The following is a 14,129-nucleotide window of genomic DNA, read 5'->3' as shown; positions in this document are numbered from 1 at the left end:
ATCAGTCGGTAGTCACGATATGTCGTTTTTACAAAATGGAACGCATCGCACCGACCGGCGTTATTCCGCTTCAGCGTGTCAACGCAGTCGGAGATCTTTTATGGAAACTGTTCACCGTCCGAAAAGCGCGGCGGAGTGGGCCACATTCGCTGTGGCTGTTCTGATTGTCCTGCTTGGACTGCCTCTGCTCATCATGGGAGCGCAACTCGCGGTTCTGGGTGGGTCCTTATATTACGTGCTGTTCGGAGCGGCGATCATCACGGGTGGCATTCTGATGGCGTTCGGGCGTGTCGCCGGGGCGTTCCTCTATCTTGCCGCATGGCTTTGCACATGGCCCTGGGCTTTCTGGGAAGTCGGAATGGATGGCTGGGGACTTCTTCCCCGCCTGTTCGGACCCAGCCTTGTCGCTATTGCTGTCCTGCTCACCATTCCGGTTCTGCGTCGCACCCAGCGCGAGACATCTCTCAGAGGAAGTGCGGTATGATGCGTAAAACCACTCTGCTGGCGGCAACCATCATGTGCGGGCTGTCGTCTCTCCTTGTACCTGTGACGGCGTCATGGGCTCAGGTGCCATCCAAGAATGAAGATCCACCGGGCGAGGGGAACGGAACCAGCAAGGATGCTCTGCCCCATCCCGGAAGCTGGTATGGCGCACCGTCACCCAGCGCGCCTCAGGCGGGCGGCGTGAATGCGGGGAACATTCCCGATGGTCCTCCTGCTCCTCCCAGTGAAGTTACTCCCGCAGTAGCGCAGGAAAGCAGCAATCCGGCTCACGACGACTGGCCTGCTTATGGCCGGGACAGCAACGCCACACGCTATTCTCCGCTTGATCAGATCACGCCTGAAAATGTGGGACAACTGAAGCAGGCGTTCGTCTATCACACCGGCAGCAAGCCCGGTCCGGGGCAGGCCAACAAATGGGCCGCCGAAACCACACCGATCAAGGTCGGCGATGGGCTTTATATGTGTTCCGCCATGAACGACATGATGCGGATCGATCCTGCCACGGGCAAGGAAGTCTGGCACTTCAAGGCTGGCGTCAAATACGAGAGCATTCCCTATACGGCGGCCTGTAAAGGCGTGACGTACTACACGTCCTCGACCGTTCCTGAAGGGCAGCCCTGTCACAACCGTATTCTCGAAGGCACGCTGGACATGCGGCTGATCGAGGTCGATGCGGAGACCGGCCAGAAGTGCGAAGGCTTCGGCTATCATGGCGAAGTCAATCTCATGAAAGGCATGGGAGAGTCGGTTCCGGGGTTCGTCTCCATCACAGCCCCCGTGCCGGTTGTGAACGGCGCGGTTGTGACCAATCAGGAAGTGCTTGACGGGCAACGCCGCTGGGCGCCGTCCGGGGTGATCCGTGGTTACGACGCGGAAACGGGACGCTTCCTGTGGGCGTGGGATGTCAATCGTCCCAATGATCATGGCGAGCCGAAAGAAGGTGAGCATTACAGTCGCGGCACGCCAAATTCCTGGGCTGCGATGACCGGCGACAATGATCTTGGGCTGGTCTATGTGCCGACAGGCAACGCCGCGGCCGACTATTACAGCGCCATGCGTTCTCCCGAGGAAAACGCTGTTTCGTCTTCAATCGTCGCCATCGACGTCAGGACGGGCTCTCCTCGCTGGGTCTTCCAGACCGTGCACAAGGATGTCTGGGACTACGACATGGGCTCCCAGGCGACGATGATGGATCTGCCGACGGCTGATGGCACTGTTCCCGCACTGATCGTGCCGACAAAACGTGGTCAGACCTTCGTGCTGGATCGTCGTACCGGCAAGCCGGTTCTGCCGGTGGAAGAGCGTCCGGCTCCGACGGCGACAGATGTGCCGAACGACCCGCGTTCTCCCACTCAGCCCTGGTCGGTCGGTATGCCGCGTCTCGGTTTTCCTGATCTCAAGGAAAGCGACATGTGGGGCATGACGCCCATCGATCAGCTTTACTGCCGTATCCTGTTCCGCAAGTCGAAATATGAGGGTGAGTTCACAGCGCCTGAGATCAGCAAGCCGTGGATTGAATATCCGGGTTACAACGGCGGCAGTGACTGGGGCAGCATGGCGTATGACGCCAGAACCGGCATTCTGATCGCCAACTGGAACAATACCCCGATGCGGGACCAGCTTGTGGATCGCACCAAAGCCGATGAACTCGGCCTCCTGCCGATCGACAGCCCGCACTTTAACGCCAAGGCTGGTGGCGCCGAAGGAAACGGTGCGATGGCCGACACGCCTTATGGTATTGTCGTGACGCCGTTCTGGAACCGCTTCACCACCATGATGTGCAACAAGCCGCCGTACGGCATGATCACCGCGATCGACATGCACACCAAAAAAGTGCTGTGGCAGCATCCGCTGGGTAGCGCGCGCGCCAACGGTCCATGGGGGCTTCCAACCCATCTGCCGCTGACGATCGGCACGCCGAACAATGGTGGTCCGGTGATTACCGCCAGTGGACTGGTGTTTGTGGCCGCGACGACGGACAATCTCATCCATGCTTTCAACCTGAAAACAGGCAAGGAAGTCTGGAATGCAGTATTGCCGGGCGGCGGACAGGCGACGCCGATGACGTATGAGTACAAGGGCAGGCAGTATGTGGCGATCATGGCTGGAGGGCATCACTTCATGATGACGCCGGTTAGCGATGAGCTGGTTGTCTACGCTCTGCCTGATACGCACTGAGCAAGGAGACTGCCTCCCTTTTCCTCTGTCGCCAGACAGGGTGGAAGGGGAGGTCCCTGACGACGGTCCATTTCAGAAATGGATTTTGCAAATAGAAAACCCGCAGAGAGACTCTGCGGGTTTTCTGTTGTGATCAGATGTTGGAGCGCCTCGTTCCTATGAAGAAACGTCGCTGAAAAGAAAGAGTATCAGAAGGGCTTCTGCTGCGACTTGGCGGTGGCAGTCATCGGAATGCCGGCTTCATCCTTCGATGCCACCAGAACAGCAATCAGGCCATTCGAGACAAAACGGGCGATGCGGGTGACCATGGCACGGGCTCCTGTTTCGTTTGGGGCTTAATCCTGTGCCGAATCTAACATCGATAACCATTCTGGTAAACGAAAATCGTAATCCAGACATGAAAAAATAACATGACTGTAACAGAAGGTATCATGTCGTGTTCAGCAGGATCCCTGTTGTCGGTACAACGTCATTCCGCATGCGCCAGTTCCCGATCTGATCGTCAGAAATCACTGCCAGCTGGTCGTATTCCTTGTTGGCCCGTGACAGCCATTTCTCTCTCACTGCGGTAAAGGACAACGGTGTCATCAGCGGAATGCCGATATCGACAATGGCTGTTCTGGAATGAGTGACGGCAAGGCGAGGGGAGCCGACACTGACATCGTGCTGTGTGAGCCCCAGCTCTTCTTCGGCTTCTGCGAGAATCTGCTCAGTCAGGGAAAGGGACAGCCCGTCTCCCCGCATTTCAACAGTTCCTGCGGGTGGTGATTGCCAGAAACCCCCGAGATACAGGGACGAAGGGTTCCGCCTGCCCAGAACGATGCCGTCCGCACAGCGAAGCAGACCGCAAACGGCAAGCTGGTGTAGTGGCGTATCGCCGAAAATGGTCGGGTCCGCCATTTGCGCCAGCGCCCGGCGGTATTCCGTCCAGTATCCTTCGATACGTTCAGGCGTGATTGTCTCCATGCAGAAAATCCGCCCGTTAAAAAGCCTGGGGCGACTGGCGCAGGCATCGTCCCAGATGGCCTGAACACGTTGTTCAACATCCGGCGTCAGGACAGGTTCGGACACATTCACGATCAGACGGACATCAGGATGGAGCGTTTCGTGGCGCCAGTGTTGCAGAGTGTGAGCGAGCGTGTGGGGCGTTCCAGAACTGTCGGATGAGGCAGGCATTTCGACTCTTTGGGCAGGGATGTTCACGACAGAGTGTTGGTAAGTTCGGGAGGGATCATTAATTTTTTTTAGAATCGTAACGAAAAGGACTGTCGAAGCGACGAGAGCTGGGGTTTAATCCTTCAGGGACCGATCTGGAAAGATGACGATGACGCTGAACGTCGCGCTGACTCACAAGACAACGTATCATTATGACCGCCCCGTTATGATGGGGCCTCAGGTCATTCGCCTCAGACCGGCCGCGCATGCCAGGACAAATATTCTGTCCTATGCGCTGACCATTGAACCGAAACCTCATTTCATCAACTGGATGCAGGACCCGTCGGGCAACTGGCAGGCCCGCGTCGTGTTCCCTGAGCGTGTCACGCACTTTGATGTCACCGTCGATCTTGTCGCGGATATGGCGACCATCAATCCGTTCGACTTCTTTCTGGAGCCTGAGGCGGAAGAATGGCCGTTTACGTATGACCATGTTCTCGATCAGGAGCTCGCGCCCTACAGAAAGCTGGAACCGGCCGGCCCTCTGCTCAGGGCGCTGATCGCTGAAATTCCCAAGGAAAAACAGCGCACTGTCGATATGCTGGTGGCGCTCAATCAGGCGGTCCAGAAGCGTATCAGCTATATCGTCCGGATGGAGCCCGGCGTGTGGTCGCCGGAGAAGACGCTGGAAGAAGGCAAGGGCTCCTGCCGTGACAGCGCCTGGCTGCTTGTCCAGTTTCTCCGCAATCTGGGTTACGCCGCCCGCTTTGTTTCCGGATATCTTATCCAGCTCGTCGCGGATGAAAAGCCGCTTGAAGGACCCTCAGGCCCGACCGAGGATTTCACTGACCTGCATGCATGGGCCGAGGTGTATCTGCCCGGCGCGGGCTGGATTGGTCTGGACGCAACATCCGGCATGCTGACGGGCGAGGGGCATATTCCCCTCGCTGCGACGCCTGAACCCGGTTCAGCCGCGCCGATTTCCGGTGGCGTCGAGGTCTGCGAAACGGAATTCGGTTTCGACATGCAGGTGAAGCGTGTCGCTGAGACGCCCCGCACGACCAAACCATATGACGAGCAGACATGGGAAGCCATTCTCGCGGCAGGCGAGGTGGTCGACCGGCAGCTTGAGGCGAGTGATGTCCGCCTGACGATGGGTGGCGAGCCGACCTTTATCGCCGCCGATGACATGGACGCGCCGGAATGGAATATCGAGGCGCTTGGTCCGACCAAGCGGGCCTACGCCAACCGTCTGCTCCGGCGCCTGATGTCGATCTGGTCGCCCGGTTCGACCTATATGACCCTGTTCGGCAAGCATTATCCGGGCGAACAGCTTCCGCGATGGGCGCTGACGACGTACTGGCGGCGCGACGGAGAGCCGGTCTGGCTGAACCGTGGCCTGCTGGCGTCAGACGATGATACTGACAACGCCACTGAGCATGATGCCCGGCGTTTCGCCCAGTCTCTGGCGAGCAAATTGCAGGTCGATCCGGAACTCGTCACGCCTGCTTATGAAGATATCCATTATTATCTCTGGAAAGAGCATCGCCTGCCAGCCAACGTGCTGGCGGAAGGTTCAAAGCTGAACGATCCGCTTGAGCGGGATCGTCTGGCGCGGGTTTTTGGGCGTGGACTGTCGCGCGAATCCGGGTCAGTGCTGCCGCTGCGTGTCGTCGTGCAGGATGGCGTGCGGCGCTGGCAGTCGGGGCGCTGGTTCATGCGGGGCGATACGATCTTCCTTGTTCCCGGTGACTCGTCCATCGGGTTCCGCCTGCCATTGCAGAGCCTGCCATGGGCTGACGCAGACGATATTGATCAGGCGTTTCCAGTCGATCCGTTCGCACCGCATCCGCGTCTGCCACCCCATCCGGATTTCGCCCGCCGTTCGCCGCAGGCCTACCGGGCGACTGTGCCGGATCTCATCAGCCGGTCAGGGACGCCGCCTGAGCGTCCGATGGCGCAACTTTCCGATCTTTCGGCGCTGCCGCCCTATCCTGTGCGCAAGCCGTGGCGGATCAGCACTGAAAAGGCCCTCAGCGAGCATCTGCTGGAGATCAATCGTGAGGAACCGGATGTCGTCCGTACGGCGCTGACCGTAGAGTCCCGCGGCGGCATCCTGCATGTGTTCTTCCCACCGCTTTACGCCGTGGAGGACTGGCTTGATCTCTGCGCCGCCGTTGAGGCGACGGCTGCCGAGTTCGGGCGCAAGGTCGTGCTGGAAGGCTACGCGCCACCGCGTGATCCGCGTCTACTCTCTTTCTCGATCACGCCTGATCCGGGTGTGATCGAAGTCAACGTGCATCCTGCGTCGAGCTGGGACGAGCATGAGACCCGCAGTCGCCAGCTTTACGAGGAAGCCCGCACTGTCGGGCTGATTGCGGAAAAGTTCATGCTCGACGGACGGCACGTCGGCACGGGGGGCGGCAATCACGTGGTTATGGGCGCGGCCAATGCCGAGGATAGTCCCTTCCTGCGACGGCCCGATCTGCTCAAGTCGCTGGCCGGGTTCTGGCACAATCATCCGTCGCTGTCCTACCTGTTCAGTGGTCTGTTTATTGGCCCGAGTTCGCAGCATCCCCGTATCGACGAGGCCCGGCAGGACTCCCTTTACGAACTGGAGATAGCGTTCCGGCAGGTCAATCGGGAGGTGTTTACGCCACCCTGGCTGACGGATCGGCTGTTCCGCAATCTGTTTGCGGACATCACCGGCAATACGCACCGCACTGAATTCTGCATCGACAAGCTCTACGCGCCAGAAAGCAGTTCCGGGCGGCTCGGGCTGATGGAATATCGTGCGTTCGAAATGCCGCCTCATCACCGCATGTCGGCGGCGCAGGTGCTGCTCATGCGTGCGGCGATCGCGGCGTTCTGGGATAAACCGTATGAACGGCGTCTGGTGCGCTGGGGCACGCGTCTGCATGATGATTTCATGCTGCCGCATTATGTCAGGCAGGATTTTGGGGATGCCATCGACGAATTGCGGATGCTGGGTGCGCCTCTCGAAAAAGAATGGTTCGAGCCTCACTTCCAGTTCCGTTTCCCCGAAATCGGCTCCATCACCGAACTGGGCATGACGCTGGAACTCCGCACGGCGCTTGAGCCGTGGAACACGCTTGCGGAAGAGCCCGCAGCCGGCGGCACGGCGCGCTATGTCGACAGCTCTGTCGAGCGTGTGCAGGCTCTTGTTTCCGGCTGGGTGGATGAGCGGTACATTCTCGCCTGCAACGGGCGCGCCGTGCCGCTGACCGGCACGCAACGACAGGGTGAATATGTCGGCGGCGTGCGGTTCAAGGCGTGGAATCCGCCCAGTTCCCTGCATCCGACCATCGGGGTCGAATCGCCTCTGCTGTTCGATATCTATGACACATGGACGGGACGCAGCATTGGCGGCGTGACCTATCATGTGACCCACCCGGGTGGACGCAATTACGAGACCCGGCCCGTCAATGCCAATGAGGCAGAGGCGCGTCGTCGTATCCGTTTCTTCCCGTTTGGTCACACGCCGGGCGCAATGACGGAACCGCACGCGGAACGGTCGATGGAGCAGCCAAGAACACTTGATCTGAGACGATTCTGAAAAACCGTGACCGGCGGGACAGATTTCTAATGTCTCGCCGGTGTTTTGTGGAAAGGCTATGAAACTGCCTTTTTCAAAAAGGCAGTTTTGAAAATATCTGACCGGTTTCGTGGTGGCTGACGCAAACTTTCTTTTTATGAAGGCGGTCTGAACCGATTTTATGCGTTGGTCGAAAGGATCGAGTTGGACGTCGACGACGCATTTCCACTGTTCTTGTAAGTAGGAATCTCAAACAGTCTCAGCATGTCATTCTGACTGCTCCTGTTTTCGTTGAGGCGGGCGAGGGCCACTTCCGCCTGCGCGGTCTGTTTGGCGATTTCAGTGGCTGCGCCAGAACTGTCTGTCGTGGTGGTGCTTTCCGTGTCCGCACCCGGATGGCCGTAGGTCGATTTCAGGTAACCGGCGACATCGTTGATTATGGAAGACAGCATGGAATCATCACTGTCAGATGAGAACCAGCTTGCCATCTCGGAGGACATTGAATCCAGATTGACGGCCGTGACCGAGGTTGCCGTGTAAATATAGGCGTAATTATAATTCGTGACTTGAGCGCCCTTGATATCCTTCATGGCGACGCCGTCAAACAATGTATTACCGGTCCCAGAGACTGTTCCTGCGCTACCGGGTTCTTTTACCGTATACATAGACGAATTATCGATCTCGACAGCGACCTGTGTGTCGCTGGTTTCGGAAAGAGAAAGTGAACCGGTGTCAGTCGTGATGGCGCCACTGGCTGCCGAACTGATATCCAGAATAAAGGAAGGCTGGATCTGGCCTGTATCAAAAGCAAACTTGTCTGTGGACAGGAGAGCGGGAATGACCAATGGGCCCGTTTTGGTTGAACCGAATTCGGATCCGGTGGCGTGGCCGTTCATCATGTCGTCAACGACTGAGCTGTCCTGAAACGTCGTCGCGATTGTCGCATTCAGTGACGTATAGGCTGTTGAGGTCATGGTCATGATGGGCCGCTCCGTTTTCGATAAAAAACGATTGCGTCAAAAAATTATTCTCAGGTTAATTCATCTTCACAAACATATGATTACAGTAAAGAAATGAATGGCGGCGCAGCAACCCTATGCAACGAACCTGCCTGCTGCACGTTCACCGGGCAGATGGATGTAGAGGGAAGTCACGCTATCATGAAGCTGTTCAGTTGCCAGAGTTGTGGTCAGGTTCTCTTCTTTGAAAACACACACTGCGAAAGCTGTGGTCACAGGTTGGGTTACTGCACGGAGAGCAGCAGACTTCTGGCGCTTGAGTCTGCCGCCGACGGCAACGGCTGGCTTGCCGTGGGGGAAGGCATCGAGGCGCCGACCCGCTTTTTCTGCACCAATGCGGAATATGATGTGTGCAACTGGCTTGTTCCGGAAGGAAGCACGGACGCGCTCTGCGTGGCGTGCCGCTATAATCACGTCATCCCCGATCTGAACAAGGAAGGTAATCAGGAACTGTGGCGGCGTCTGGAGCAGGCCAAGCATCGCCTGTTCTACAGTCTTTTGCTGCTGCATCTCCCCATGCCCACCCGTGCCGAGAACCCGACGGGCGGACTGGTCTTCAATTTCCCTGATGACCCTGAAAACGGCGAAGGGAAAGTCATGACAGGCCATGACGAGGGGGTCATCACCATCGCCTTGCGCGAGGCGGATGATGTCGAGCGTGAGAAGATGCGTGTGGAAATGGGAGAGCACTATCGCACCTTGCTCGGACATTTCCGGCATGAAGTCGGACATTTCTACTGGAACATCCTCGTGCGTGACGCAGGTAACGAAGACGCCTGTCGCGCCATGTTCGGTGACCACACGCAGGATTATGGAGCCGCCCTTCAGCGGCATTACGAAAATGGGCCGCCAGCGGGATGGCCGGAGAATTACGTCAGTTCCTACGCCACGACGCATCCATGGGAAGACTTTGCCGAGACATGGGCGCATTATCTGCACGTTGTGGATACGCTTCAGACGGCAGTGGCTTTCGGCGTGGCTGTCAGTCCGGCTGTAGCGAAGGACGGCAGCCTGTCACAGAGCTTCAATTTCGATACTTATGCGGCGACCAGTTTTGATCAGCTTCTGGCGGCCTGGCCACCTCTCACGCTGGCGGTGAACGCGCTCAACCGGTCGATGGGGCAGGCGGATCTCTATCCGTTTGTCATTACATCCGCCATCGCGAAGAAACTGCATTTCGTGCATAACCTCGTACATGGACTGCCTTTAACAGCCGTTGCCGCCGTGCCACAGTAAGTCTTTGTTTTGTCTGATTTCACATAGGAAACCTGCTGCTATCTTCAATGCAGGATTGCATGGGGAGAGCGTGACACCCTAGAACCGATCGGATGAATGGCGTGATTCCAATTGATGAGATGGTGAACGGCCAGGGAGGTGTGCGCCCCCAGTGGCGTCGTCTTCTGAGTGCCATTTCTGATCTTGGGCATCCGGAGCTTCTCGCGCGCCAGCAGCAGATGGCGCTTGCTCTGGCCGATCAGACCGGCGCGCTGTCTTCCTCATCGTCGTCCGGCGCCAGAGAGGCGCTGGAAAGTCATGGCGGAAGCGGCTTTATCGGGGCGCAGTGCGATCCGATTCCCCTGCTGCTGAAGGCGGATGAGTTCAGCAGGCTGGAGGCGGGAATCATCCAGCGCGCCCGTTTGCAGGAAGCGCTTCTGCGGGACATTTATGGCGAGCGGAGCGTGCTGGCCGACCACTTGCTGCCTCCGGCGCTGGTCTGGGCCAACAAAGGTTTTCTGCGCTGCGGCGAGGTGGATGCTCTTCGGCCTGCCGAGCATTATTTCATATCATCCTATGCCGTGGATCTCGTGCGCGAACCAGACGGGCAATGGCGTGTGCTGGCCGATCGCGTGCGACAGGCCAACGGTCTGGGTCTCGCGCTGGAAAATCGCAGACAGATGACGCGGGCGATCCCCGAACTGTTTGCGGGAGAGGCGTTGCAGAGGCTCCGTTCTTTCCTTGAGCGCTGGCAGGACAGTGTTCAGAAGACAGGAATGGGTGAGACAGCCAATCCGGCGTTATTGACCCCGGGGCCTTCCAGTCCTTTCTGGAGCGAGCACGTCATTCTCGCCCGGGAACTGGGATGCACGCTGGTGGAGGCGGGTGATCTCACCGTGCGGGAAGGGGCCCTGTGGCTCAAGACTGTGCGAGGTCTGCGAAAGATAGACGCCCTCCTCCTCCGGCAGAATGCTGATTCGATTGATCCGCTTGAGCTGGAAGGGACTGGATCGGCGGGTGTGTCCGGCCTGCTTGATGCGGCGCGCAACGGGTCCGTCCGACTGATCAATGACCCGAGAGCCGGATTTGTCGAAGCGCTTGGCGTGCAGTCATTTCTGCCGGGCATTGCCTCTCGACTTTTCGGTGAAACGCTCAGTCTGGAGAATGTGGAAAGTCTCTGGCTCGGACAGCCGGATAACCGGGTTTTCCTTGAGCAACTCCTGTTTGGACGGTCGCAGCCCCATCAGGATACAATCGATTATTGGGCCATTGCGTCCGCCATTGGAGAAGATTTGCCGGCGCAGCGTCTGGCGACGCTTGATGAGAAGCAGCGTATGCTTCTCTGGGAAAAGGTCCGGACGGAGCCCTGGCGTTATATCGCCTGTCGTGAGCCGTTAGCGTCCCTCTCGCCCTGTGTTGGTGAAAGGGAAATTGTGCCACGATCCATCGTTCTGCGCATGTTTGCGATTCAGGATGAGAACGGCTGGTCAGTTCTGCCCGGTGGTATGTGCCGTGTGTTTGAGTCCGGAGAGGCCATTACAGCTGGTCCGATCGGGGAAAATCAGCCGACCAAGGATGTGTGGGTGATGGTGGACGAGAATTTCTCTCTCCAGGAAACATCATTTTCCACTCCGTATCCGCTGGCAATCAGACGGTCACAGGGCGATCTGCCCAGCCGTGCTGCCGATGATTTCTTCTGGCTGGGACGTTACCTCGAACAGATCGAAAGCGGAGCCCGTCTCCTGCGCGTTGTCATGACGCACATGTCCGGCACGGAGCCTTCGCCCAGAGAACTCGCGGATATCGCTGTCCTGATGCGGCAGATGCGTACCATGGGGCTGGTGCAGGAGGCTCCAGTTCCAGCCTATGGCTATGCCGGGATGGTGCGCGGACTGTTCGCCATTGGGGGTTCTGATGGTTTCTTTGCCCGTGTGCTGAGAAAGATCATCCGTCTTGTGCCTGAACTGGTGGATCGGTTGACGCAGGACGTTCGTGATTTCATCTCCCATCGTGGCAGCGCGATCCTCAAGATGATCGATCAGCGTCCCCGTCGGACTGATCCTGCCCGGATGCTGGATCAGCTTTCGGGGCTGACCAATGATCTGCTGCTGTATTCGGCGACCCTGTCGGGGTTTGCTGCGGAAAGCATGGTTCTGTCTGGTGGACGTCAGTTTCTTGATCTGGGACGGCGGATCGAGCGGGCCTCTTCTGTGCTTCTCATCTGTTCGGGGGTTCTTGAGCAGCCGGACGTGTATCAACGTGGGCGTATGGAAGCGGCGCTGCGTCTGATGCTGCAACTCTGTGATAGCGTGATTACCTATCGCTCCCGCTATTTCGGTGTTGTTCAGCCCGCGCCAGTGCTGGACCTGCTGCTGCTTGATGAAGACAATCCGCGTGGAGCAGCCTATCAGCTTGCCGCCCTGCGTGATTCGCTGACCGGGCTTGCTTCCGATAGCCCTTCCATGCCGGAGGGGCAGCGATCTGCGTCCTACGAACTGGCGGATACCGCGGAGAATATCCGCATAACATTGGCCGAGATGGTGGAATCGGTTGTCTCGGCCTCCAGTCAGGATACGGCTACAGCCGCGCTGCCGTCCGCTCTGAAAGATATTCAGGCAGCCGTTCTGCAGCTTTCCGAGCAGATAGGCCGAAGCTATTTCTCCGTCCTCAATTCCCCCCGGCTTGTCGGCATTGGGAACGAGACAGCCATCGATATGGATGGAGCCGTTACATGATTTATCGTGTTCGGCATACGACGTCCTATACCTATGGACACCCGGTGGATCTGGCGGCGCATATCCTGCATCTGACGCCCCGTGACTGTCCGGGGCAGGTGGTTCTGCGCACGCAACTGGAGTGTAATCCGGCCCCTGTGCGCCGTGAATCCGGCGTCGATCATTTCGGTAATCGGATCGTGTGGCTGTTCCATGAAGCGCCACACTCTCATTTTGATATTGTCGCGCTGTCCGACGTCGACGTGCATTTTCCGGAACCTCCGCCTGCTGACAGCACGCTGGCCTGGGAAGACATAGCGTTTCTGGCGGCGCAGGATGCTGATGTTTCACAGTATCTTTTCGGTGGTCCGATGGGGGCTCCTTCCCGGATGGTGGGAGAGTATGTGTCCCGGGATTTTCCACCCGGACGGCCCGTGCTGGAAGGGCTACTTGCGCTGAATGAGCGCGTGTACAAGGAATTCCGCTTCCGTTCCGGCGTCACGAACCTGCGCACGACACCGGAGGAAGTGCTTCAGCGTCGGGAAGGGGTGTGTCAGGATTTCACACACCTCATGCTGAGCGGGTTGCGCTGGCTGGGGCTGCCTGCGCGCTACATGTCAGGGTATATCCGCACGAGACCGGCTGCCGGGCAGAAGCGGCGGCTTGGTGCGGATGTTTCTCACGCGTGGGTTGGCGTCTGGCTGGGGCCGGAAACGGGATGGATTGGTCTTGATCCGACCAACGGCATTGTTGTTCGTGATGAGCATGTGATTCTCGGCTGGGGCCGGGACTATGCCGATATCAGTCCGGTTCGTGGGCTCATTCTCGGCGGCGGCGGCGATGTGTTGCGCGTGGGTGTGGATCTTGTTCCGCTTGAGGAGTGGGAACGGGATCCGGCGCTGCTGAACCTTGGAGCGTTTCCGACACGGGAAACGGCCTGAGAAGCTCTCACCCTGAGCGGATAACGGGCCGCGAGCATTTCTTTTCTGAATGTCGTTAGGGAAGCGATAGTTCGACGGAAACTGGGCAGTGGTCAGAAGTGTTTCTGGGTGTTTCTCCCGCACCCCTGAACGTCATGACCCGGAGGCTGTCGGGTACGAGCCAGTTTCTCGCCTGCCCACCCAGAAGAATATGATCAATAAAATACTCACCGTCCCAACATGGGCTCGCCTTGCCTGAGGTTGTCAGAAGGAGCGGGGAGGACTGTGAAAGGCCATGGAAAAGTGGATCGCCGGGCGTCATTCTTCTGTTGAAATCACCCATGATGGCGAAGGCTTCTCCCTCATCCTGCCGTTCAAGAATCCAGTCGGAAAGGATTTCAAACTGACGACGCAAGGTTGGACAGGCATGTTTGCGCTCGTCAGGCGGGTTGTCCCAGCATCCCGTTTTAAGATGCAGGACAAGAATGCGGAGAGAAGTTTTTCCATCAGAAACCGTTACATCCAGACCGCTGCGTAGAGGATGCGGAGCAGAGGGTGGATAGACATTCAGATCAGTGAGGTCGGGGTGACGCTCAACCGAGAGAGAATTTCTGACGGCGAGACCGACACGCTGCACGACCGGATCATCGGTCATATAGATATGGTACCGGGGCGCAGGGAAAACACGGGCGGCAATCTGCGGACCGTCAACTTCCTGAAATCCAACGATATCCGCATCGACACGACGCGCGTAACCACCCAGACGCTGAACATCTTCGGGCGAACGATGATAGATATCTTCCGGTAATGCCGGATCAGAGGCTGCACGCGGTGTGAGCCAGCTCATATTCCAGGTCGTGATACGAAG

9 protein-coding genes are annotated in these 14,129 nt (G+C 58.1%); 6 read left to right on the top strand and 3 right to left on the bottom strand.

Features of this window, described 5'->3' with window-relative positions:
* Positions 1 to 100: 100 nt before the first annotated feature.
* Together GVI59_RS01765 and GVI59_RS01760 are read left to right on the top strand one after the other, a co-directional pair.
* Positions 101 to 484 (top strand): glycerol dehydrogenase, encoded by a 384-nt coding sequence (locus tag GVI59_RS01765; RefSeq protein ID WP_173572567.1) that lies wholly within the window; start codon positions 101 to 103, stop codon positions 482 to 484.
* Positions 484 to 2,682: a pyrroloquinoline quinone-dependent dehydrogenase gene (locus GVI59_RS01760; protein WP_173572739.1), complete on the top strand. Its 2,199-nt coding sequence runs from the start codon at positions 484 to 486 to the stop codon at positions 2,680 to 2,682. Before GVI59_RS01765 ends, GVI59_RS01760 begins: the two co-directional genes overlap by 1 nt.
* A 429-nt stretch (positions 2,683 to 3,111) precedes the next feature.
* Here the strand turns inward: GVI59_RS01760 and GVI59_RS01755 are convergent, their stop codons facing one another.
* On the bottom strand, positions 3,112 to 3,858 hold the full coding sequence (locus tag GVI59_RS01755) for a phosphohydrolase (RefSeq protein ID WP_173572566.1): 747 nt from the start codon (positions 3,856 to 3,858) through the stop codon (positions 3,112 to 3,114).
* A gap of 148 nt (positions 3,859 to 4,006) precedes the next feature.
* On the opposite strand from GVI59_RS01755, the gene GVI59_RS01750 reads away from it, so the two are divergent.
* Positions 4,007 to 7,414, top strand: a complete 3,408-nt coding sequence (locus GVI59_RS01750; RefSeq protein WP_173572565.1) for a transglutaminase family protein — start codon at positions 4,007 to 4,009, stop codon at positions 7,412 to 7,414.
* A 158-nt stretch (positions 7,415 to 7,572) separates the two neighbouring features.
* On the opposite strand, the gene GVI59_RS01745 is transcribed toward GVI59_RS01750, so the two are convergent.
* Positions 7,573 to 8,373 carry a hypothetical protein gene (locus GVI59_RS01745; protein ID WP_173572564.1) on the bottom strand — a complete coding sequence of 267 codons (801 nt, stop codon included), beginning with the start codon at positions 8,371 to 8,373 and terminating at the stop codon, positions 7,573 to 7,575.
* Between the two features lie 180 nt (positions 8,374 to 8,553).
* Between GVI59_RS01745 and GVI59_RS01740 the strand changes: the two genes are divergently transcribed.
* From GVI59_RS01740 to GVI59_RS01730, 3 genes are all read left to right on the top strand, one after another.
* Positions 8,554 to 9,648: a zinc-binding metallopeptidase family protein gene (locus tag GVI59_RS01740; RefSeq protein WP_173572563.1), complete on the top strand. Its 1,095-nt coding sequence runs from the start codon at positions 8,554 to 8,556 to the stop codon at positions 9,646 to 9,648.
* A gap of 92 nt (positions 9,649 to 9,740) precedes the next feature.
* On the top strand, positions 9,741 to 12,362 hold the full coding sequence (locus GVI59_RS01735) for a circularly permuted type 2 ATP-grasp protein (protein ID WP_173572562.1): 2,622 nt from the start codon (positions 9,741 to 9,743) through the stop codon (positions 12,360 to 12,362).
* Positions 12,359 to 13,282 carry a transglutaminase family protein gene (locus tag GVI59_RS01730; RefSeq protein WP_173572561.1) on the top strand — a complete coding sequence of 308 codons (924 nt, stop codon included), beginning with the start codon at positions 12,359 to 12,361 and terminating at the stop codon, positions 13,280 to 13,282. Before GVI59_RS01735 ends, GVI59_RS01730 begins: the two co-directional genes overlap by 4 nt.
* A 55-nt stretch (positions 13,283 to 13,337) precedes the next feature.
* Here the strand turns inward: GVI59_RS01730 and GVI59_RS01725 are convergent, their stop codons facing one another.
* Positions 13,338 to 14,108: an endonuclease/exonuclease/phosphatase family protein gene (locus tag GVI59_RS01725; protein ID WP_242012902.1), complete on the bottom strand. Its 771-nt coding sequence runs from the start codon at positions 14,106 to 14,108 to the stop codon at positions 13,338 to 13,340.
* Positions 14,109 to 14,129 lie beyond the last annotated feature (21 nt).

It is taken from the genome of Acetobacter sicerae (assembly GCF_011516765.1).
Taxonomy (GTDB): Bacteria; Pseudomonadota; Alphaproteobacteria; order Acetobacterales; family Acetobacteraceae; genus Acetobacter; species Acetobacter sicerae.
The sequence above is the reverse complement of the archived record's forward strand: the minus strand, read 5'-3'. Positions and strand labels throughout refer to the sequence as shown.